This is a genomic window from Flavicella sp. IMCC45668, from assembly GCF_057219105.1.
Window position 1 is genome coordinate 906,201 of the sequence record NZ_CM170114.1, and the last position, 21,871, is coordinate 928,071.

Below are 21,871 nucleotides of genomic sequence, written 5' to 3' on the forward strand. Positions count from 1 at the left end.
AGTTACTATTAAATAAAAAATTTAATCTAATATTTCGATAAGCTCTATTTCAAATATTAATGCTGTATTTGAAGGGATTAAACCATTACCAGCAGTTCCATACGCCAAATTAGGCGGCATAAAGAATCTATACTTTGCTCCTTCATTCATCAATTGCACACCTTCTACCCAGCCTTCAATTACTGATGAATTTACATAAAATTCAAACGGTTCTTCACGCTCAATAGAACTATCAAACACAACACCGTTTAAGAAAGAACCTTCATAATGAACTTTTACTCTACTATTTGCAACCGGTTTTTCACCAGTTCCCTCTTCAAGTATATCATATCTTAATCCACTATTTTTAAATTGAATAAACGCGTTTTCCATCGGTTCTATCTCCATTATAATAACAGAATAAGGGTTTATAAAATTATAATCTAAAGACTCTCCATAAGCTAATTCGTATGGAATGTATAGCTTATAGTGGCCTCCAATTTGCATATACTGCAACCCCTCTTTAAGCCCTTCCAACAAAGTACTTATTTGATTATAACCTACTTGCTCATCCTCTAAAGCTTGATTCGAATACAACACCGTATCATCAATAAGAGTAGATTTATATTTCATTTTAATGATATCTAACTCACTCAAATAGTCTCCTTCTCCTTCAGACAGAATCTCATATTGTAAACCTGTTTCGGTCTCTACAACCCCTTCATTAGATTTATTAGCTTCTAAAAAAGCAATTCCTGCGTCTCTATTTGGGTAATATTGCTCTATACCAGGTTCTGGATCTGACAAACAAGAACTTAATAATACTATGGATACAAACGAAAAAATTGCTTTTAGAAACTTCATATTTTTACTTATTTACTTTAATCAATTCTACTTCAAAAACCAATGGCATAAATGGCTTGATTGGACCACCTCCTCTTGGGTTAGCACCATATGCTAATTCTTGAGGGATATAAAAAGTATACTTAGCACCCTCTCCCATTAATTGTAATCCTTCTGTCCATCCTTTGATTACTTGGTTTAAACCAAATGACGCTGGTTGACCTCTATCAACAGAACTATCAAACACTGTACCATCAGGTGTTGTTCCGTGGTAATGTACGGTTACATTATCTGTAGCAGATGGATGTGTAGCATTCCCTTCTTGAATAACTTTGTATTGCAATCCGCTTTCAGTAACAACAACTCCCTCTTTAGATTTGTTTTCCTCTAAAAATTTCAAACCATCTTCTTTTACTTGACCAAAGTCTTTGTTTGCTTGCTCCTCAGCTTGTTTTTGCTGTCTAGCCATAAAGAAAGTTCTTAAAATATTATCCAATCCATCTAATTGTAATAAAACTTTTTCATTCCCTAAGTCTTTATATCCTTGAATAAATAATGGGTCATTAATTTCTTCAAAACTTGGTTTCATTTTGATCGCCATATCTAAACCTAAAGCATAACTTACAGTATCATACTCGCTTAATAATTTAGAACTTGTATTGTTATTTACTTTTTCTGTTTCTGAAGCAGTTGAATCTGCAGCTTTCATAGCAGCTTCTTGCTGTTTCTTCATGAAAAAAGTTCTCAAAATATTATCTATATCAGCCACTTTAACTTTTACACTAGCAGTATCTGCTGCATCCTCGTATCCGTCGATAAATGCAGTTCCATTTGCATTTGGAAAGTTCAATTTAATCTTGTTGGCCATATCCAAACCTAAAGCATAACTTACAGAATCAATTTCTGTAGATAATTTATCTTGTCTTTTTTGTTTATTACAAGATGTGAATGCTACGGTAGCAACCAATCCAAGAACTGCGATACTTTTAATTTTCATTTTTGTTATTTTAATTGTTATATATTACTTGTTAATTTTTACTAAATGTATGTTACTTACAATAGGCTCATTACTTCCGATAATTCGGTTTTTATCTCCATTCATTCTGTAAGCTACAAAAGAAGAAAACAAAAACTTTACTTGTTCCCCCTCCTTCATTATTTTAATACCTTCTTTTAATCCTTTTATGATGTGTTCTTTATCTACAACATAGGTACGCAAACCTAAGTCTTTTTTTGCATATAAAATAACTCCATCTAAACCAATAATTTCTTGTTCAAACGAAACTACATCTCCTTTCACTGGAGTGCTTCCTTTTTCTTCTTTATTTACATATGCATACCAAAAACCTTTATTCGAATTTACATAGGTCAAAGTTGAATCCATGCGCATATATTTTTCCATCAAAGCCTTTTCTTCTGAAAACAAACGCTTATTTAACGCAATTGTTTTCTCTAGGTTAGATATTTTTGAGACAGAAACTGCGTATCTCGGCTTATCCTTAGCACATGACAAAATACTAAGCCCTAACAAAAGTAAGAGAAACTTAATTTTCATAAGAAGCAGCTAATTCCTTTTTATATCCTTTTAACTCCGTTAAAAATTGTTTTACAGTGTCATCAAGAGATGTCAATGACCTACCTCCAGCTGCATTGTCATGCCCACCTCCATTAAAATGATTACGAGAAAATTGATTCACTGAAAAACGCCCTTTAGATCTGAACGAAATTTTAATAATTCCTTGTTCTACATCTTCAATAAATATGGCAGCCAAATATATCCCCTTCATTGATAATCCATAATTTACCAAACCTTCGGTATCACCCTTCTGGTAATTATATGTATCTAATTCCCTCTGTGACAACGTAATATAAGCAGTATGATATTCCTCAAAAACTGTTAAATTAGTTAATGCAGCTCCCATCAGTTGCAAACGACTATATGAATTTGCATTGAAAACCTTATCGTGAATTTTAGCATTATCAGCACCTTTATCTATTAACTCTCCAATTATTTTATGGGTTGTACTGGTGGTTGATGGAAACCTAAAAGAACCTGTATCTGTCATAATTCCAGTATACAAACAGGTAGCAACATCTGCATTTATCAAATCTAACTCCCCCACTTTTTCAATAAAATGATACACCATCTGGCAAGTAGAACAAATGGAAGTATCAGAATAAATGTACTTAGAAATTGGATCAGGCTGCTGATGATGGTCGATCATAATATACGTCCCTTTATATTCTTCTAAGGCTTTTTGCATATCATCACCCACTCTATGAAAAGCATTAAAGTCTAAAACAAAAACAATATCAGCTTCCTCCAAAGCACGTTTGGATTGTTTGTTTTGTTTATCATATTTATAAACAGTCTCTACCCCTGGCAACCATTGTAAAAATTCTGGTACATCATTTGGTAAAACCGTTGTTGCTTTATGTCCTTTTTGCTTTAAGTAATGTTGCATTCCCAAAGTAGAACCAATGGCATCACCATCAGGATTTTTATGCGCTACTAAAACAATATTTTTAGGAGTTGACAACAACTCTTTTATCTCTTTAATTTCATTTTCATTCATAGTTTGCGAATATACGATTTAAATAAGCCTTGATTTTATTAATCCTGCAAAAAAAAAGTTAAAAAAACTTAATATAAATCCTAATTTTTAACGCAGAACCAAAGGTTCATAAAAGCATTGTTTTGCAGTAACTTATTTTTCAATAGAATAAAGTATATTTGCGCACAAAATGTAGATAAAAAAATTAAACATGATAACAAATAGAACATTTACAATGTTAAAACCAGACGCTGTGTCTAAGGGAAACATTGGTGCTATTCTTGAAAAAATAAATGCATCTGGATTTAAAATAGTTGCAATGAAATTAACACAACTCTCTCAAAACGATGCTGAAAAATTTTATGCAGTACACAAGGGACTTCCTTTTTTTGAAAGATTGGTTGCTTTCATGACCAGTGGTCCTATTGTAGCAGCCATTCTAGAAAAAGAAAATGCGGTTGAAGATTTTAGACTATTAATCGGTGCAACCAATCCGGACGATGCTGTTGAAGGAACCATTCGTAAGAGTTTTGCTACTTCCGTTACAGAAAATGCAGTACATGGATCTGATAGCGATGAAAATGCTCTTTTAGAATCTGAGTTTCATTTTTCTAAAGATCAAATTTTCGGATAACAATCCGTTTATACTATAAAAACAGCCCCATTGATAATTTATCAATGGGGCTGTTTTTTTATGAATTTTAGAAATTCTTAAGCAAATTTAACAGCCTTTGCAGGACTAATTTTTGTTATTATATAAGATGGCACCAACAACATTACCAAACATAATACAAGTGTACCTAAATTCAGCAACAATACATGCCAAAGATTGATACTAACCGGAGCACTACTCACATAATAAGTTTCAGGATTTAATTGTATCACTTGGTAATATTTTTGAATCAACAAAAGTCCTATTCCCAAAACATTCCCTATCAACAGACCTCTAAATATTAAATAAGAGGCATTGTACAAAAACATTTTTCTGATACTCCAATTGGTACTACCTAGCGACTTTAGAATTCCAATAGTTTGAGTCCTTTCCAATATCAATACCAACAAGGCCGTAATCATATTAATTCCAGCAACCAATATCATAATTCCAATAATTACCGCAATATTTGTATCAAACAACTTTAACCATTCAAAAATAGCAGGAAAAAGCTCTAGTAAAGTTTGACTATTCAACATGGGATCTATCTCTTTGTATACGGATAGTCCTGTTTCACTAATTTTTGAGAAATCATCTACAAAAACCTCAAAACCTCCCACCTGATTGGTAGTCCATTTATTTAATTTTTGAATTTGCTTTAAGTCTCCTAAAATAAAACTCTCATCAAAATCCTTAAAGCCTGAATTATAAATGCCAGTTACCGTAAAAATTCTCCTATTCGGCAGTCTTGAAGAATTTTCTTTGATAAAATACATATCAAATGTATCCGAAACCTTTAGGCCTAACCTATCTGCAAGAATTTTAGAGATTAAAACTTCTTTACCAATAGTCTTTTCTAAAACTGACGGAATTTTACCTTCAACCAAATATTCTTTTATACCTGACCAGTCATAATTTTCATCCACCCCTTTCAAAACAACACCTTCAAAATCTTTCTCTGTTCTAATAACCCCTGCTTTTGTAGCAAAAGGTTGTACTTTAGACACACCGTTTAACATGGTGTAATCTGGGTAAAATTCTTGACTTTTAGCTACCGGGTTTTGTGTAGTTTCCGAAGTATTATTGTCATAATTCGTAATCTGAATATGCCCCTTGAATACAGATATTTTTTCTCGTATTCTGTTCTGAAGTCCAACTCCAGTAGAAACCGTTATTAACATTAATAGAATTCCAATTGAAATGGCCGTAATAGCAATTTTTATTATTGGTGATGATATACTACTTTTATGCTTTTTAGAGGCGGTAAAACGTTTGGCTAAAAATAATTCGTAATTCAATTTATTCGTATCAATGTTGAGATTCAAAAATACATATAATTCCTTTGCAAATCCTACAAAGCAAAAAGATTTTAATGGCTTCATACATGACAAAATTAAGCTCCTTAATTTTATGCTTGTTTTCGTTTTCACAGGATTACAATTTTCATGTCAATCACAACAACAGATTTCTGTAGGAGCCAACCAGACAAAAAACTACCTACCATTACTAGCTGATAAAAAAATTGCCATTGTAGCAAATCAAACCTCAGTGATTTTCCACAAAACCTCTAGAAATAGGTATACTCATCTTGTGGATTCTTTGGTTTCTCATGATGTTTCAATTATCAAGGTGTTTTCTCCAGAACACGGGTTTAGAGGAAAAGCAGATGCCGCCGAACATGTTGCAAATGGAATAGACACAAAAACTGGCTTACCAATTATATCTCTGTATGGAAAAAATAAAAAACCAACTAAAGAGCAGCTAAAAAACATTGACATCGTTGTATTTGACATCCAAGACGTTGGGGTACGTTTTTATACCTATATCTCAACTTTGCACTATGTCATGGAGGCCTCCGCGGAAAACAATATTCCTGTAATAGTACTAGACAGGCCCAATCCAAATGCGCACTACATAGATGGCCCAACGTTAGACCTTCAATATAAAAGTTTTGTTGGCATGCATGCAGTTCCTTTGGTATATGGAATGACTATCGGAGAATATGCTAAAATGATCAATGGAGAACAATGGTTGAAAAACAAAATTCAATGTGATTTAACTATAGTCCCTTTAAAAAAATATAACCATCAGAAAGAATATGATTTACCAATAAGGCCCTCACCTAATCTCCCCAACTCAAAATCAATCAACCTATACCCTAGCTTAGGTTTTTTTGAAGGAACTCCTATCAATGCAGGTCGAGGAACCGAATATCAATTCCAACGTTATGGATCTTCAAAATTTCCAAATACGTTATTTGCATATTTTCCTGTTGCTAATTTTGGTAGTAAATACCCAAAAGATCAAAATAAAAAATGTTACGGTTACGATTTATCAAAAACAAAAAAACGCTCTAAAGTAGATATCTCTTTTCTAATGAATGCTTACAAGAAATACCCAAACAAAAAAGATTTTTTTGGCAAAACATTTACCATTCACGCTGGGAATAAAAAATTACAAGAGCAGCTAGAAAATAATAAAACGGCAGAAGAAATAGAGCAATCATGGCAAAACGATCTTATAAAATTTAAAGTAAAAAGAGCCAAGTATTTACTTTACCCATAAACCTGAAAATTAGAGATAACTATCGTGCCATGAAAAGTATTCCTCGATAATCTCTTGTTTATAGGTATCTAAAAATTCAAAATATTTTTCTACTACAGGGGTTCTTTTTTTTCCGCTTGGCCACACAAGGGACCATTGCGTTTCAATGGGTAAGTTTTTTAACGGAATAATTTTCAAACTCCCATTTAAAATTTCATTCTTTAGACCAATTAGCGGCATAATGGAGCAACCCATCCCTGCTAAAACTGCTTGCTTAACAGCTTCATTTGAAGTCAATTCAATCTTTTTAATATTGGATACATTTTCTTTTTTAATAAAATTCTCCATAGAAAAACGAGTCGCAGATCCTAACTCTCTATAAACAAGAGGAAAATTTTCTAAAATTTGCTTAGCAGATTCACCTTTTGGAATATCAACATCTGATTTAATTACCAAATACAACCTGTTTGCTAAAAGCTCATAGCTACCTAAATTTATAGTATCCGGCATCACAGAAACTAAGGAAAAATCAACTAGATTATTCTCCAAATCTTTAACAACACTAGATTTGTTAGTTACATTCATTTCTAATTCTACCTCAGGGTACATTCTGATAAATTTACTCAAAAAATAGGGCATTACATATTTGGCCGTAGACACAATGGATAAGGTTAATTTTCCGTAAACCTTGCCTTGAAATGCTAAATTTCTTGCTTTTATCTGCTCCACTCCATCAATAATTTCACGTGCTAAAACAGCAATTTCTTTACCGAATTCAGTAATATAAATTTTTCTACCAATCACTTCTGTCAGTGGAATATCAAACTGTAATTGAAAATTTTTTAACTGAATAGAAACTGCAGGTTGTGTTAAATACAACTCCTCTGAAGCTTTAGTGATACTATGCGTTTCAACTATTTTCAAGAAGATTTGCAATTGATTCAAAGTATAATTCATAAAATATTTTAATACAATTCATTACAAACATAAATAAAAATTTATGACTATGAGCAATTACTTTTGCAATGTCTAATTTTAATAAGAACAAAATGAATATTCAAAACTCCACTAATTCGATGTCTTTATCAAATGAAAAATTAAAAAAAATCATCCAAAAAAAGTTGAATACCCTCAACTTAGAACTTTTAAAAAAATGTGAATCTCAAGATACCGACACCAATGAAATTCGTAAAAAAATTCTTCAAGAGAAAAAAGTTCTTAATGAAATCAAGAAAACTCCTAAAAACGTTTTATTGGAACTTATTATCACTGAATTGTCGTCGTCTATTATAGATGTAAAAAATTCAGAAGTATCAAAAAATTTTTATCACAAATCAATATAAATCATCAAATAACAAAAAATGAACATTGATCTACTTATCAGTAATTTAACCAACCCTGCTTTATTATTTTTTATTCTAGGTATCCTAGCTGTTTGCTTGAAGAGTGATCTAGAAATCCCCCCCAATTCCTCAAAATTCATCTCTCTTTACCTTTTATTTGCCATAGGTTTTAAAGGAGGGCAAGAGCTTTCTCATGAAGAATTTAATAGTGAGATTATATATTCCATGCTATTTGGAATCTTTATTGCTGTAGCCATACCCATTTACACGTTTTTTATTTTAAAAAAGAAATTCACTATTCAAAACGCAGGGGCAATTGCTGCTGCCTATGGCTCTGTAAGTGCAGTAACTTTTGTTACGGCTATCTCATATTTAGAAGCGCAAGGTTTACATATGGATGGTCATATGGTTGCGATTATGGCTATTATGGAGAGTCCCGCTATTATTGCCGGTTTGATACTAATATCATTATACAATAAAAACAATGACGACAAAATCAACAAAAAAGATGCCTTGAAACACTCCCTCACCAACGGAAGTGTACTATTAATTATGGGAAGTTTAGTGATTGGCTACCTTGCTAGTGCAGAACAAGCCAATGATATAAAACCATTTACAGATGATTTATTTAAAGGCTTCCTAGCCATATTTTTATTAGATATGGGAATTGTTAGTGGTCGTAAATTAAATGCATTAATCGCTAAGGGAATATATCCATTTATTTTTGCCATATTAATACCCCTAATCAATGGTAGCATCTTCGGAATCCTTAGTGGTTACATTACAGATGACATTTCTAATAGATTTATTTTTGCTATTCTAGCCGCAAGTGCTTCTTATATAGCTGTACCTGCAGCAATGAAAATGGCAGTACCAAAAGCAAACCCAGGTTTATATTTACCAATGGCCTTAGCGGTTACTTTCCCTGTAAATATAACCATTGGGATGCCACTTTATTTGGCTATAGTGCAAAATATCACTCCTTAAAAATTAATAAATATTAAATAAAAAAGACTGCAATAATTGTAGTCTTTTTTATTTACCATTTTTGTCTTATTTTTATTTTATCAACACTATACATAAAGCCAACATTTACAACCTAAATTATGCATAAAACATACTTTATATTTATATGTATCTTTTTTACTTTTACCTCTCAATCACAAACCATAGACTCTACTCAAATAGGTAAAGAATATCCTTATGTGTTACCTATTTTAGGAAAAAAAGCCTATGCTAAAGGATATGAATTACAAAAACCATTTGGTGTGATGCTCGGAACCCTGTTTAACAAACAAGGTATTGTGATTGATAATTTTGAAATGGCTATTAGTGATGATCAAACACCACCTACAAATTATTTCGCTCTTGATGGAATTCTAGATTTTGGCCCTTCTGAAGGTAGAATAAATACTGTCAATGCTCGCTTAGACACTTGGATTCTTCCATTTTTTTCAGTGGGTGGATATTATGGAGAAGTTTGGGGAGAACAAGACATTACATTCAGTGTGGTAGGTAGCGACTTGATAAAAAGTACTACTGATATACGTGGAAAATATTATGGTTTAAATTTACTTGCCGTTGCTCCAGTCGGACCTATTAACATTGCTGCAGATTACTCATGGTCTTGGACTACCAATGCTAGACTTGACAAACCGGTTTTGGTAAATGTAAGTGGTATGAGAGTTATCAAAAGAATCATGACCCCCACCAAAGGACGTTTTTGGGCAATTTGGGGAGGTGCACAGTTTCAAAAATTAGACAGCCAAACTTCTGGTAATATTGCCTTTGATGAAGCACTTGGAATCACAGAAGAAGACAAGCAAAACTTAGACAATCATTGGAATAGTTTTAAAAATGGTGATGTTCCTAATGGTAACGGCGATTATTGGGGTGATCTGACTTTAGCCGAAAAAATTAGAGCAGAAGCAACCTATAATTTGGTTCGTGGGGTTGTGGATCAAAATGTATATTACAAATTCAACAAACGATTGGAATATGAATGGAACATGCTATTGGGCTTCAATTATCAGCACAACGACAAGTGGCAATTTAGAGGAGAATATGGATTTTTAAAATCAAAACAACAACTCATGCTCTCCCTTAATTACAGGTTTGGATTGTAATAATTTTTTTCTATTTTTATTTTATAAAACTTAATGATACTTCTATGAAACAAAAATCACTACTGTCGCTATATATTGCCCTGGTGTTAAGTGTATTTACACTTTCGGCGCAAAAAAAACAAAAAGAAAAAAACAAGTATATCTTATTTAATAATATTCAAATTTTTGATGGAACTTCAGAAACACTGACTTCTGGAATGTCTGTTTTAATTGAAAACAATCTAATTAAAACAATAGCTGCAGATATTGCTGCTCCAAAAGGCACTAAAGTTATTGATGGAAAAGGAATGACCTTAATGCCCGGATTGATCGAAGGACATGGTCATTTACAAATGAACGGCCATTCTATAAGTGACATTGAGAATAGTAGAAATTGGGAAGAACTAGCCGTACGCTCTACTGTAAACGCTAAAAATGCTTTACTTTCTGGTTTTACAACTTGGAGAGATGCTGGTGGAATGGGTGCTGGACTAAAAAAAACTGTTGATGCTGGCTTGGTTTTAGGACCTAGAATTTATCCTTCTGGTGGTTTCATTGGACCAACCGGTTCTCATGCTGATTTTAGAAATTTCAATACACCAAATGAAACCTTTAACGGGATTCAATCTAGCGGAGGTAAATTAGGAATGACCATTACTGCAGATGGGATTGATCAAATTAAAGCAGCGGCTCGTCAAAACTTTATGCAAGGTGCTTCTCAAATAAAAATTATGTCTAGTGGCGGTGTGGTATCACAATTTGACCCTTGGCAGTTAGATGCGTACGGCCCTGAAGAAATTAGAGCAGCTGTGGAAGTAGCAGATGCCTATGGTACCTATGTAATGTCACATGCTTATAGTAAAAAATCAATCATGCGTTGCTTAGAAAATGGTGTAAAAACAATTGAGCACTGTTTTATGTTTGATGGTGATGTTGCTAAATTAATGAAGAAAAAAGGTGCTTATATGACAACTAATATGCAAGCTTTCTCTCCTGCTTTATCACAAGTTTCTGCTATCTCTGCAAGTAAAGCTTCTGCAAGAAAAGCTAATTCTGCTCAAGAAGCCTTTAAAGGATATATTGAAAATGTTAAAAAACATCGTCCAAAATTAGGATATCAGGGAGATTGTGTAGGTATGCCAGATGCTTGTAACAAACAAAATGACCATCAAATATATTTAGGTGCCCATTACTTCGGAAACCATTATTACTTAAAAGCGCTTACCTCTGTAAATGGAGAAATTGTAAAACTTTCAGGTGAGTTTATGGATCCATACCCAGATGGAAAACTAGGAGTTGTTGAAGAAGGTGCTTACGCAGATTTACTTTTAGTAGACGGAAATCCTTTGGAAGATATTTCAGTAATCGGAGGAAATGAAAAATGGTTTGATGCTCCTGTAAGAAAAGGTATCAAAACAATGAAAATAATTATGAAAGATGGGATTATTTACAAAAATACTTTAGGTAAATAATCTTCACTTTTCACAAAAACCAAAAACAATCTACTATCTTTAAGGATGCTAGATTGTTTTTTGTTTTCTCTAACCCTATTGCAATGAAAAAAATATTCTTATTATTTCTTTTACCGACAGCTATCTTTTCCCAAGCTCCTAAGCAACAAAAAACAAATTTTTCGATAGGAGGCTTTGCTAAAATGGATGCTATGATCACCGTATTTGAGGGAGGAGAACTTACCGATCCTGAAAGTCCACTAAGAGATATTCATTTGCCAAGTGCCATTCCGGTTGGTGGTAAACAGACATACGATACACATATGCATATTAAAGAATCAAGATTTTATTTAGATTTTGATCAAATATTGCAAAACAACAAAAAAATTGAAGCTTATTTTGAAATGGATTTTTTACTTTCAGCGGCAGGAGATGCTAGAGTTAGTAACTCATACAATCCAAGAATCAGACATTTTTATATCAATTATGAAAAATGGCTTTTTGGCCAAACCTGGTCAACATTTATGATTGTTATCATCCCTGATGATCTCGATTTTTCTGGAGCTGCTGAAGGAATTGTGTTCAATAGACAGCCTCAAATTCGTTATTCCACGAAACACTGGCAGTTTTCTTTAGAGGTACCAGAATCTACCGTTACTCCAAACGATGGCGGACCATTTGTAATTTCTTCAGGTGGAATACCCGACATTATCCTACGAAGAAATTTTAATGGGAATTGGGGTACTGCAGGGGTTTCAGCTATCTATAGAAACCCAAGATACTACGACATTAATGAAAATCGTAAAAGTTTTAATGCCTATGGGATCACGGGTGGTGCAAAGTTTAATATCGGTAAAAGCGACGATCTTAGAATTCAAGGTACTTATGGAAATGGTTTAGGTCGTTATCTTGCTTTAGCTTTTCTAAACAGTTCTATTGTGAATGATCAAGGAGATTTGAAAGCTATCAAATCTACAAATGGTTTCGTATCTTATCTGCATCATTGGAACCATAAATGGCGTTCTAGTGTTAATTATTCATTTTTAAATGCTGAAAACCCAAAGAATATCACAAAGCAAAACGCAAATAAAAATGCATGGAGCGGATCGGCAAATATTATTTACCAACCTGATAAAAATTTACTTTTTGGAATTGAAACCATGTATGCCTATCGTGGACTAGAAGATGGATCAGGTGATGGTTTTTACAGATTGCAATTTTCAGCAAAATACTCTTTCAATTATAAAGCAAAATAAATCAGTTTACTGTCTAAATATCCATTATTATTAATATTTACTAATCCTAGATTAATGATTTTAAGATTTGATCTTTTTTAATTTGATAAACTAGTATGAAAAGAAAATTACTAACCATTGGAACAATTATCGCACTCTTTCAAATTAATGCTCAAAAAGCCACTGAAAAATCTGCCGATGAAATAGCCCAAGAACTGTCAAATCCTGTAGGAACATTAGCAAGTCTAACATTCCAAGGAACCTACACAGGATGGGATGGTTCCATTTCAGGAGCTTCAAATCAACATACTTCAGCACTAGTTTTCATGCCTACAATCCCTGTTAAACTAAAAAAAGGAAGTATCAGTATTCGACCTAGTTTACCTGTAGCCGCAGCTCCTGTTAACCAAGCAGGGACATGGTCTACAGAAAGAGGATTGGGAGATATTGGATTAATGGCAATGTATGGAACAATGAATGAAAAAGGTTTTATCTGGGGTGCAGGTCCTACGATGTTCTTTCCCACAGCAAGCGAGACTTCATTAGGGAAAAATCAATTCCAGATCGGACCCGTTGCTTTAGTAGGGGTTGTAAAAAAATGGGGAGTCCTTGGGGTTTTATGGCAGCATTGGTGGGGAATTTCTGGACACAATGAAAACAACAATAAAGTTAATACCGGGACTGCACAGCTATTTTATTGGTTTCCTGTAGGAAATGGTTGGCAAATTGGAGGTAGCCCCATCCCTACTGCTAATTACATAACTGCTAGCGACATAGATTTTTCAATTCCGCTAAATCTAGGTTTCGCAAAAACTCAATTGATAGGAAAAACACCTCTTAAATTCACACTCCAAGCTCAATATTATGTTACAAGACCCGAAGCTATTGGACCTAGTTGGGGCATATTCTTTCAAATAACTCCTGTAATTAATCTTCCTTGGTAAACCATAAACTATGATAAAAAAATACACCTTATACACCTTAATGCTTCTGAACTTAGGAGCTCTTTATGCACAATCTGAAAACACTAAAAAAGATGAGGACTACAAATTAGGTAGTAAAGATCAAGTTGACAACCAACTAGCTCAGGATAAATCTTCTATATTCGAATTCGACTTTATGAAATCTTATTTTGATGCTAAAGGTAAATTAAAAGAAAAGTCAGGTTTTGATTTTGGAGTTGATTATTCCTCTGTCTACTTTGGAGCCTCAGAGAGTTTGGGAGATCAATCTTCCGCAGCTGGAATGGTAAGATTATATGGTTCATGGGAACTTGTGAACCGAGGTTCTAAAAACAACGGAGCGCTGGTTTACAAAATAGAGCACCGACATAAATACACAGCGATAACCCCAAAGAATTTCGGATTTGAAATGGGTTATGTTGGAATGCAGGTACCCGCTTTTAACGAAGATGGCTTTAGAATGACCAACTTTTATTGGAGACAACGGTTAATGGATGGAAGAATATCCTTTGTAGCCGGACTCTTGGATGCCACAGATTATGTAGACGTTTATGCATATGCTAGTCCTTGGACTGGTTTTATGAACTTCCAATTTAGTACCGGATCAGAAGCTGTATATATTCCCAATGATGCTGCATTAGGTGCGGCTGTTGCGATGTATATAACAGACAATATTTATGGAATCGCGAGCATCAGTGATGCTGGGTCGGACCCGACGAAACCATGGGATAATTTCAATTCATTTTTTTCAAACAACAACTATTTTAAAAGTGTAGAATTTGGATACACCACCGGAAAAGACCGTTTCTTTCTTGATAACATACATCTTACTTATTGGCATTCTGATGGTAGTCCTGTAACCGCATCACTACCGGGTTGGGGACTCGCTTTCTCTGCAACTCATTATTTCAAAAATGGACTGCATCCTTTTTTTAGAGGAGGTTATGCTAAAGATGGAGGAACTCTTTTGCAAAAATCATTGGTTGGTGGCTTCGCTTATCAAACTACAGAACAAGGGAGTTTATTAGGAGTATCTTTAGGTTGGGGTGAAGTTAACGAAACTTCTTTTGGACCTGATTTAGACAATCAAATTACGGCAGAAATTTTTTATAAAATAAATTTCTCAAACAGATTTGCATTATCACCCGACCTTCAATATTTGGTAAACCCTGCTTTAAATCCGAACACGAACAACATTTTTATTGCCGGTATTAGAGGAAGAATAGCCCTATAATCAATTGAAATAATCTAGATTTATGAAAACAACCCGATTAGTAATTCTTGCTTTCCTATTTACTTCTTTTTTTGCACAAGCTCAAGACGACATTGACCGATGGGATAACTGGCTACTTGTGGGGAATAAAATTGTTTTTGGTGGTCAAAATGATTTTCAACATTCTCATGAATTACAATGGCGTGTTAATGAAAATATGAGTGCCTTAAAAGAATGGTACTATGAAGGTGTTTTAACCTACTCCCCTAACGCAAAATGGGAGATAGCACCTGATTTTAGAGCAAGTGTTAAAACGGATAGACAAGATTTTAGATTCGGATTAGGAGGTGTAAGAAAATTTAATTTCACCAATGATAAAAATGTATTAAAAGGCCAGTTTGTAAACCAAATAAAATACCAAATGGATATTGATACCAAAGGAAACTTAAGACATGGTTTCAGGTATGTAATCACCTATAACCAAATTGTAAGTGAAAAATTTATTGTAAGTGGATTGGTTGGACCTTTTTATAGATGGAGTGAAGATTTTACAGGTATAGAATTTGTAAGAGGTGGACCTGTATTTACCTATATTTTCGACAAACAACATACAGTTGCTATTGCCCCATTATTCGGAACCGCTAATCTTGGTGGTGATGCTGGTTGGGCTTATTCTTTTACTCCAATGATTTCACTCATTATTAGAGCGGGTAAGAAATACAAATACATCCCTGCTAAATACATCAACTTCTAACCCACACCCCATAAAACAAAAAAAGCATCTAACTTAATTTAGATGCTTTTTTTGTTTTAAATATTTGTTTGAGCTCTTTTATAATTGTTACAAGATGAGAAACACCACCAATAATTTTTTGAGACTCTGTCAGTACATTTATTAAAACCTCATTTACTTTTTCTGCAAACGACGATGAAAGCTGTTTCCCTTCAAACTTTAAAAACCGCTTTGCAATGTCTGGTAAAATTTTCAAAACTAAATTCTGAGGATTTACAGTAGTTTGAAATTTTTGCTCCAATATTTTTTCTTGAAGAGATATCTCTGTCTTTAATATTTCTTTTTGCAAGTGAAAATTTGATTTTTTCATATCAAAACAATTTAAGAGGGTATATTTCTATCAAGGTAATTCGTAAATATTTTACGAATTATTTTTTTTCGTTTCCATATTAAAAACAACATTGTTACTAATAACAACGAGGTAAAGGCTACAAATCCTAAATAAGTACTATCAAATGCCGCATTGAGCAATAACGCCATGGTAAACCCTAAAAACAGCAAAAAACAGAAAAATAAAAAAATAAACACGATATCAAAAAATAATTTCGCCCTGATATCAGCTACCTTTTCGGTGGCTTCAAATTTGAATAACTTTAATTTAAGCTCTATATATTTAGTAATTTCTTCCTTCATTTAATCAAGTTCTTTTAGACTATTTCTTGTCCTTCAATCTCCTTTTCTAAAGCGCTTATTTTATCTTTTAACAAGGCAACTTTTTCAGTAGTAAACTCACCACCTTTTTCAATAAGTTCATTTATTTTTTCTTTAAGCAAATCTATTTTACCTAATAATTCTTCACGTGTTTCATCACCCGAACTTGGTGCTAATAGGACTCCTGCGACTGCTCCAACGAACAGTCCAACCATTAAACCTGCAATCCATTTTGAAGTTGTACTCATAGCATCTCATTTTTTATATACTTTCAAAAATACTGAGAAAAAAACAAATAAAAGAATCAACTTTATTGAAAAGACTGAAAAACGATTGCATTATGTTGAACCTTTATATTACTTAGGTTCAATTCAAAAACGGTATCCGTTTTTATTTGAAGTTTAAAATGATCATATTCTTCTCCTTTTTCTAGAATAGAAATTATTTTTTTTATCACAAAAGACTCTTCAAATACATACGTATCATAATCTTCTTTATCGGTTAGGAAGAAAAAATAATCCAGCTTTTTCATCAAATCAAAACTAAAATAGGCAGATTTTCCTTTTGCAAAAAAAACAAAATTTTTAGCAAAAAAATCTTTTTCAGAAGAGGCATCACCAAATGCATAAAAAGAAAAACCGGATCGTTTTATTAATTCTTGCGACATAACAAACTATTTAAACTTAGACTCCGGACTTGCCTTTCCTCCTAACGGGATGGCTTTTTTAAGATTTTCAATTATATTAAAAGTGGCAGGACATATTTCAGCATTCTTGACGGTTAAATCCGTTATTTGAATAAATTTTTTGCGATTTGTGTGTGGATACTCACTACAAGCTTTTGGACGAACATCATAGATCATACAGCTGTTATCATTTTCATCTAAAAAATGACAAGGCACCTGTTGCAGCACGTAAAAATCATCTGAATCACGCTCTAGAAACTGCTCTATAAATTTGAATTCTTTCATCTTAAAATGCTTAGAAATTCTTTGAATGTCTTTTTCTGTAAAAATTGGACTTGAAGTTTTACAACAATTTGCACATGTCATACAATCCGTTTTCTCAAACTCCTTATCATGCAAATCACGCATTGTTAAATCCAATGTTTTTGGAGTACGCTTTTTTAAACGTTGAAAATATTTTAATGTGTCTTTTTCAACATCTTTAGCATCTTTGTGTAAAGTTGCTAGTCTAGCTTCCATATTTGCCATAACAATTCGCTTTAATTAGACAGCAAATATAAGCTTATTGCCGCAGTAAAAAACCCTTTTTGAATACTTGTATCCTCGAACCGAATATTTTTACTGAATAATTATTTAGAGCCATCTAATTATTGTTAAATTTGCAGCTCAAAATTTCAAGATAAATGAGTATCCAAAACACTTTAACAATTGCCGTAAAGGAAGCTGCGGCTAAAATTTTTGATAAAGAAATAGAAAATGTAGAATTTCAAGCTACGAAAAAAGATTTCGAAGGTGATATCACCATAGTTATCTTTGCTTTGTTAAGAACAATTAAAGGAAATCCTGCAGTTATCGGTGAACAAATAGGAACTTACCTAAAAGAAAACATAGCTCTTGTTGAAGATTTTAATGTGGTTAAAGGATTCTTAAACCTTGTTATTTCTGAAAATTATTTTATTGACAGTTTCGCTTCATTTTTCCCAACAGAAAATTTTGGAATTGTTACTCCTAACAAGGAGGATAAGGCTGTCATGGTAGAATACTCATCTCCTAACACAAATAAACCTTTGCATTTAGGCCATGTTAGAAATAATTTATTAGGTTTCTCTGTATCAAACATTATTGCAGGGGCAGGTAAAAAAGTCTTTAAAACGCAAATTATCAATGACCGAGGAATTCATATTTGTAAAAGTATGCTTGCCTGGGAAAAATTTGCTCCCAATGGGAATGATGGTAAAAAAGAGAATCCTGAAAACACTGGTATAAAAGGTGATAAATTAGTAGGTAACTACTATGTGAAATTTGATCAAGAGTACAAAAAAGAAATCAATGAACTTATTGCAAGTGGTGTTACTGAAGAGGAAGCTAAAAAACAAGCTCCTCTTTTAATAGAAGCGCAAGAAATACTTTTAAAATGGGAGTCTGGTGATGAAGCTGTGATCGAACTTTGGAAAAAAATGAACCAATGGGTATATGACGGATTTGATATTTCTTACAAAAACCTTGGGGTAGCTTTCGACAAAAACTATTATGAAAGCGATACTTATATTTTAGGAAAAGATGTTGTTGCCGAAGGTTTGAAAAAAGGAATATTTGAGCAAGATGCTGACGGCTCTGTTTGGATTGATTTGACTGAAGAAGGATTGGACAGAAAGATTGTTCAAAGATCTGATGGAACTTCAGTTTATATCACACAAGATATTGGTACTGCTATTGAACGTTTTAAAGATTATGACATTGATTCTTTAACCTATACAGTTGGAAATGAACAAGATTATCATTTTAAAGTATTATTCTTAATTCTTAAAAAACTTGGATTTTCATGGGCAGATAATATGTTTCACCTATCGTATGGTATGGTAGATTTACCTTCTGGAAAAATGAAATCTAGAGAAGGTACTGTTGTAGATGCAGATGATCTTATGCAGGAAATGACAAATACAGCTCGAGAAATTTCTCAAGAATTAGGGAAGTTAGATGGCTATTCTGATGAAGAAAAAGAAGAGTTATATAAGATAATTGGGATGGGTGCCCTAAAATATTATATTTTAAAAGTAGATCCTAAAAAAAGAATTTTATTTGACCCTAAAGAGTCCATTGACTTTAACGGAAACACAGGACCATTTATTCAATATACTTATGCCAGAATTCAGTCTATTTTAAGAAAGGCTACTTTTGAATACTCCACTCCTATCAATTCAATTTCAATTAGCGAAAAAGAACGTGCTGTAATCAAACAGCTTCAATTGTTTCCAGAAACGGTTCAATTAGCCTCAAAAAATCAAAGTCCTGCTTTGATTGCAAATTACACATATGATTTAGTGAAAGAATACAATTCTTTCTATCAAAGCTCCTATATACTAGGTTGTGAGGACGAAGATTTAAAAATCTTCAGAACACAATTATCAAAAAAAGTTGGAGAGGTTATCAAATCGGCTTTTGAATTACTTGGAATTGATGTTCCTGAACGCATGTAATCGATTCCATGATTTCTGATAAAAAAACATTCTTTATAGAGCTCCTAAAAGCAACCCTAAAAATAACTATCGCTGGGGTGGTTTTAGGAGTTTTACATAAGCACCATATTGTGTTAGCCTTACTATTAGCGGCTAGAACCATACAAGTTACTTATACCCTATCTTTTAAAAATGGTGTGAAAAATTGGATTTTACCTATAGGAATGCTATTCACTGCTATTAGCGGTTTGATTGTAGAATACATTGGAGTCAGTTTCAATCTTTGGGAATACCATAATATTACACCCAAATTACCTTATTGGCTACCATTTGCATGGCTACTCTCCTTTCCATTTATTTATAAAATTGAAAAGAAACTCATTGAAACACTTTCAGATAAATCATTAAAAAACAAGTTGTTTATCATCGGGTTTATCGCTTGTGTATTCCCAGCCTTTGGTGAAATGATTACCATTGCCTTGGGGGTATGGACTTACTATGTACCCTACCAACTTTTTGGGGTTCCATTTCTAGCCTTTTTGGTACTTCCATTACTACATATTTGTATCAACTTACTCCTTTTTAAAATTTGCAAAAAAAGGAATATTAACGATGTTGTTTTTAATAACATACCTACAGATTCAGATCAGATTTAACCTTTTACTAAGAAAATCTCTTACTTTTTCTAGTGGTGTTTTTTACAAAAAACCTACTTTGAAACACTAGAATCAATATACCTATAAGAAAAAAGCGTTCTTTTTTATCATAAAATTAATACTGTGATATTATTTTACATTTTTCATAAATAAGTAGAGGAATTGTAAAAATAAATATAGATTCATTAAATTTGCGTGCCTTTAATTTGGCATCTATGTTTGATATCAAAAAACATAGATTTTGAAAAAGTTAGAAAACAAAAAATCATATACAATGAAATACGACGTAATAGTTATTGGAAGTGGACCTGGTGGTTATGTAACTGCGATTAGAGCTTCTCAGTTAGGATTTAAAACTGCTGTAGTAGAAAAAGCTGAAATAGGTGGAATTTGTTTGAACTGGGGATGTATCCCAACTAAAGCATTATTAAAAAGTGCTCAAGTATATGATTACTTAAAGCATGTTGATGACTATGGTCTGAAAGCAGAAGCGATCGATAAAGACTTTGAAGCGGTTATCAAAAGAAGTCGTGGAGTTGCTGATGGAATGAGTAAAGGAGTTAACTTCTTAATGAAGAAAAATAAAATTGATGTAATCAAAGGTTTTGGAAAAATCAAGACTGGTAAAAAAGTAGACGTTACTACAGAAGATGGTACGGTTACTGAATACAGTGGTGATCATATCATTATTGCAACTGGAGCAAGGTCACGTGAATTACCAAATTTACCTCAAGATGGTAAAAAAGTAATCGGATACCGCCAAGCAATGACTTTACCTAAGCAACCTAAAAAAATGATTGTTGTTGGTTCTGGAGCTATTGGTGTTGAATTTGCACACTTTTACAACTCAATGGGAACTGAAGTAACTATTGTTGAATTTATGCCTAATGTAGTGCCTGTAGAAGATGCGGATGTTTCTAAGCAGTTTGAAAGATCTTTAAAGAAATCTGGAATCAAAGTAATGACAAATTCTTCTGTAGAATCTGTTGATACATCTGGTGAAGGAGTTGTTGCTACGGTAAAAACAAAAAAAGGAGAAGAAAAATTAGAAGCTGATATTTTATTATCTGCAGTAGGAATCAAATCTAATATTGAAAATATTGGATTAGAGGATGTTGGTATTGTAGTAGACAGAGATAAAATCTTAGTGAACGATTTCTATCAAACAAACATTCCTGGATACTATGCAATTGGAGACGTTGTTCCTGGACAAGCTTTAGCACACGTTGCTTCTGCAGAAGGAATTACTTGTGTTGAAAAAATTGCCGGGTTACATACAGAAGCTATCGACTATGGAAATATTCCTGGTTGTACGTATGCATCTCCTGAAATTGCATCTGTTGGTTTAACAGAAGCAAAAGCAAAGGAAGCAGGATACGAAATCAAAGTAGGAAAATTCCCATTCTCAGCATCTGGTAAAGCAAGTGCTGCTGGTAACAAAGATGGATTTGTAAAAGTTATTTTTGATGCTAAGTACGGAGAATGGCTAGGATGCCATATGATTGGAGCTGGTGTTACAGACATGATTGCAGAAGCAGTTCTTGGTCGTAAGTTAGAAACTACTGGACATGAAGTACTAAAAACAGTTCACCCTCACCCTACTATGAGTGAAGCGGTTATGGAAGCTGTAGCAGATGCATATGATGAAGTAATTCACTTATAAGAATTCTCACAAATATTAAAAAAAGCCGATACTTACGTATCGGCTTTTTTGTTATATATCCTACTCAATAAATTATATTTCAAAC

Annotated in this window: 24 protein-coding genes; 13 read left to right on the forward strand and 11 right to left on the reverse strand. The window is 33.2% G+C overall.

Annotated features, from left to right (window positions below):
- Window positions 1–21: 21 nt before the first annotated feature.
- From AC2DZ0_RS04245 to AC2DZ0_RS04260, 4 genes are read right to left on the reverse strand one after another with little or no spacing between them, the layout of a single operon-like run.
- A complete protein-coding gene (locus AC2DZ0_RS04245; protein ID WP_484643897.1) occupies window positions 22–843 on the reverse strand; it encodes an FKBP-type peptidyl-prolyl cis-trans isomerase in 822 nt (273 codons plus the stop codon).
- Between the two features lie 4 nt (window positions 844–847).
- Window positions 848–1,819, reverse strand: coding sequence for an FKBP-type peptidyl-prolyl cis-trans isomerase N-terminal domain-containing protein (locus tag AC2DZ0_RS04250; protein ID WP_484491777.1), 972 nt, complete (start codon window positions 1,817–1,819; stop codon window positions 848–850).
- A 24-nt stretch (window positions 1,820–1,843) separates the two neighbouring features.
- Window positions 1,844–2,377, reverse strand: a complete 534-nt coding sequence (gene gldI / locus AC2DZ0_RS04255) for a gliding motility-associated peptidyl-prolyl isomerase GldI (protein WP_484643898.1) — start codon at window positions 2,375–2,377, stop codon at window positions 1,844–1,846.
- Window positions 2,367–3,398, reverse strand: coding sequence for a DHH family phosphoesterase (locus AC2DZ0_RS04260; protein ID WP_484643899.1), 1,032 nt, complete (start codon window positions 3,396–3,398; stop codon window positions 2,367–2,369). The genes gldI and AC2DZ0_RS04260 overlap by 11 nt, the downstream gene beginning before the upstream one ends.
- A gap of 190 nt (window positions 3,399–3,588) precedes the next feature.
- Here AC2DZ0_RS04260 and AC2DZ0_RS04265 point away from each other — a divergent pair, with 190 nt between their 5' ends.
- On the forward strand, window positions 3,589–4,011 hold the full coding sequence (locus AC2DZ0_RS04265; protein WP_484643900.1) for a nucleoside-diphosphate kinase: 423 nt from the start codon (window positions 3,589–3,591) through the stop codon (window positions 4,009–4,011).
- Window positions 4,012–4,088: 77 nt separating this feature from the next.
- Here AC2DZ0_RS04265 and AC2DZ0_RS04270 read toward each other — a convergent pair whose 3' ends face one another.
- Complete coding sequence (locus tag AC2DZ0_RS04270; protein WP_484492481.1) at window positions 4,089–5,327, reverse strand: ABC transporter permease; 1,239 nt, start codon at window positions 5,325–5,327, stop codon at window positions 4,089–4,091.
- 112 nt (window positions 5,328–5,439) lie between these two features.
- On the opposite strand from AC2DZ0_RS04270, the gene AC2DZ0_RS04275 reads away from it, so the two are divergent.
- A complete protein-coding gene (locus tag AC2DZ0_RS04275) occupies window positions 5,440–6,594 on the forward strand; it encodes an exo-beta-N-acetylmuramidase NamZ family protein (protein ID WP_484491781.1) in 1,155 nt (384 codons plus the stop codon).
- Window positions 6,595–6,603: 9 nt separating this feature from the next.
- Here the strand turns inward: AC2DZ0_RS04275 and AC2DZ0_RS04280 are convergent, their stop codons facing one another.
- Window positions 6,604–7,530, reverse strand: coding sequence for a LysR family transcriptional regulator (locus AC2DZ0_RS04280; RefSeq protein WP_484491782.1), 927 nt, complete (start codon window positions 7,528–7,530; stop codon window positions 6,604–6,606).
- 92 nt (window positions 7,531–7,622) lie between these two features.
- Here AC2DZ0_RS04280 and AC2DZ0_RS04285 point away from each other — a divergent pair, with 92 nt between their 5' ends.
- From AC2DZ0_RS04285 to AC2DZ0_RS04320, 8 genes are all read left to right on the forward strand, one after another.
- Complete coding sequence (locus AC2DZ0_RS04285) at window positions 7,623–7,916, forward strand: hypothetical protein (RefSeq protein ID WP_484491783.1); 294 nt, start codon at window positions 7,623–7,625, stop codon at window positions 7,914–7,916.
- Between the two features lie 18 nt (window positions 7,917–7,934).
- The gene (locus AC2DZ0_RS04290) at window positions 7,935–8,903 is read left to right on the forward strand and encodes a sodium-dependent bicarbonate transport family permease (protein ID WP_484491784.1); all 969 of its coding nucleotides are present in this window, start codon (window positions 7,935–7,937) and stop codon (window positions 8,901–8,903) included.
- Window positions 8,904–9,022: 119 nt separating this feature from the next.
- Window positions 9,023–10,042, forward strand: coding sequence for a hypothetical protein (locus AC2DZ0_RS04295; RefSeq protein WP_484491785.1), 1,020 nt, complete (start codon window positions 9,023–9,025; stop codon window positions 10,040–10,042).
- Between the two features lie 44 nt (window positions 10,043–10,086).
- Window positions 10,087–11,493, forward strand: a complete 1,407-nt coding sequence (locus AC2DZ0_RS04300) for a metal-dependent hydrolase family protein (RefSeq protein WP_484491786.1) — start codon at window positions 10,087–10,089, stop codon at window positions 11,491–11,493.
- Between the two features lie 83 nt (window positions 11,494–11,576).
- Window positions 11,577–12,728: a DcaP family trimeric outer membrane transporter gene (locus tag AC2DZ0_RS04305; RefSeq protein ID WP_484491787.1), complete on the forward strand. Its 1,152-nt coding sequence runs from the start codon at window positions 11,577–11,579 to the stop codon at window positions 12,726–12,728.
- 95 nt (window positions 12,729–12,823) lie between these two features.
- A complete protein-coding gene (locus tag AC2DZ0_RS04310; protein WP_484491788.1) occupies window positions 12,824–13,651 on the forward strand; it encodes a hypothetical protein in 828 nt (275 codons plus the stop codon).
- 10 nt (window positions 13,652–13,661) lie between these two features.
- Window positions 13,662–14,903 (forward strand): carbohydrate porin, encoded by a 1,242-nt coding sequence (locus tag AC2DZ0_RS04315; protein WP_484643903.1) that lies wholly within the window; start codon window positions 13,662–13,664, stop codon window positions 14,901–14,903.
- Window positions 14,904–14,925: 22 nt separating this feature from the next.
- Window positions 14,926–15,636, forward strand: a complete 711-nt coding sequence (locus AC2DZ0_RS04320) for a hypothetical protein (protein ID WP_484643905.1) — start codon at window positions 14,926–14,928, stop codon at window positions 15,634–15,636.
- Window positions 15,637–15,664: 28 nt separating this feature from the next.
- Here AC2DZ0_RS04320 and AC2DZ0_RS04325 read toward each other — a convergent pair whose 3' ends face one another.
- The 5 genes from AC2DZ0_RS04325 to AC2DZ0_RS04345 all read right to left on the reverse strand — a co-directional run bounded on the left by AC2DZ0_RS04325 (window position 15,665) and on the right by AC2DZ0_RS04345 (window position 17,530).
- Entirely contained in the window at window positions 15,665–15,985 is a 321-nt protein-coding gene (locus AC2DZ0_RS04325; protein ID WP_484491791.1) for a hypothetical protein, read from the reverse strand.
- 11 nt (window positions 15,986–15,996) lie between these two features.
- Window positions 15,997–16,308 (reverse strand): phage holin family protein, encoded by a 312-nt coding sequence (locus tag AC2DZ0_RS04330; RefSeq protein WP_484491792.1) that lies wholly within the window; start codon window positions 16,306–16,308, stop codon window positions 15,997–15,999.
- Window positions 16,309–16,322: 14 nt separating this feature from the next.
- On the reverse strand, window positions 16,323–16,574 hold the full coding sequence (locus AC2DZ0_RS04335; protein WP_484491793.1) for a YtxH domain-containing protein: 252 nt from the start codon (window positions 16,572–16,574) through the stop codon (window positions 16,323–16,325).
- 62 nt (window positions 16,575–16,636) lie between these two features.
- Window positions 16,637–16,993 carry a hypothetical protein gene (locus tag AC2DZ0_RS04340; RefSeq protein ID WP_484491794.1) on the reverse strand — a complete coding sequence of 119 codons (357 nt, stop codon included), beginning with the start codon at window positions 16,991–16,993 and terminating at the stop codon, window positions 16,637–16,639.
- 6 nt (window positions 16,994–16,999) lie between these two features.
- Complete coding sequence (locus tag AC2DZ0_RS04345) at window positions 17,000–17,530, reverse strand: YkgJ family cysteine cluster protein (protein ID WP_484492482.1); 531 nt, start codon at window positions 17,528–17,530, stop codon at window positions 17,000–17,002.
- 164 nt (window positions 17,531–17,694) lie between these two features.
- Here AC2DZ0_RS04345 and argS point away from each other — a divergent pair, with 164 nt between their 5' ends.
- The 3 genes from argS to lpdA all read left to right on the forward strand — a co-directional run bounded on the left by argS (window position 17,695) and on the right by lpdA (window position 21,786).
- Window positions 17,695–19,488, forward strand: a complete 1,794-nt coding sequence (gene argS / locus AC2DZ0_RS04350; RefSeq protein WP_484491795.1) for an arginine--tRNA ligase — start codon at window positions 17,695–17,697, stop codon at window positions 19,486–19,488.
- Between the two features lie 8 nt (window positions 19,489–19,496).
- Window positions 19,497–20,123 carry a hypothetical protein gene (locus tag AC2DZ0_RS04355; protein WP_484491796.1) on the forward strand — a complete coding sequence of 209 codons (627 nt, stop codon included), beginning with the start codon at window positions 19,497–19,499 and terminating at the stop codon, window positions 20,121–20,123.
- A gap of 274 nt (window positions 20,124–20,397) precedes the next feature.
- A complete protein-coding gene (gene lpdA, locus AC2DZ0_RS04360; protein ID WP_484491797.1) occupies window positions 20,398–21,786 on the forward strand; it encodes a dihydrolipoyl dehydrogenase in 1,389 nt (462 codons plus the stop codon).
- The last annotated feature ends 85 nt before the right edge of the window (window positions 21,787–21,871 follow it).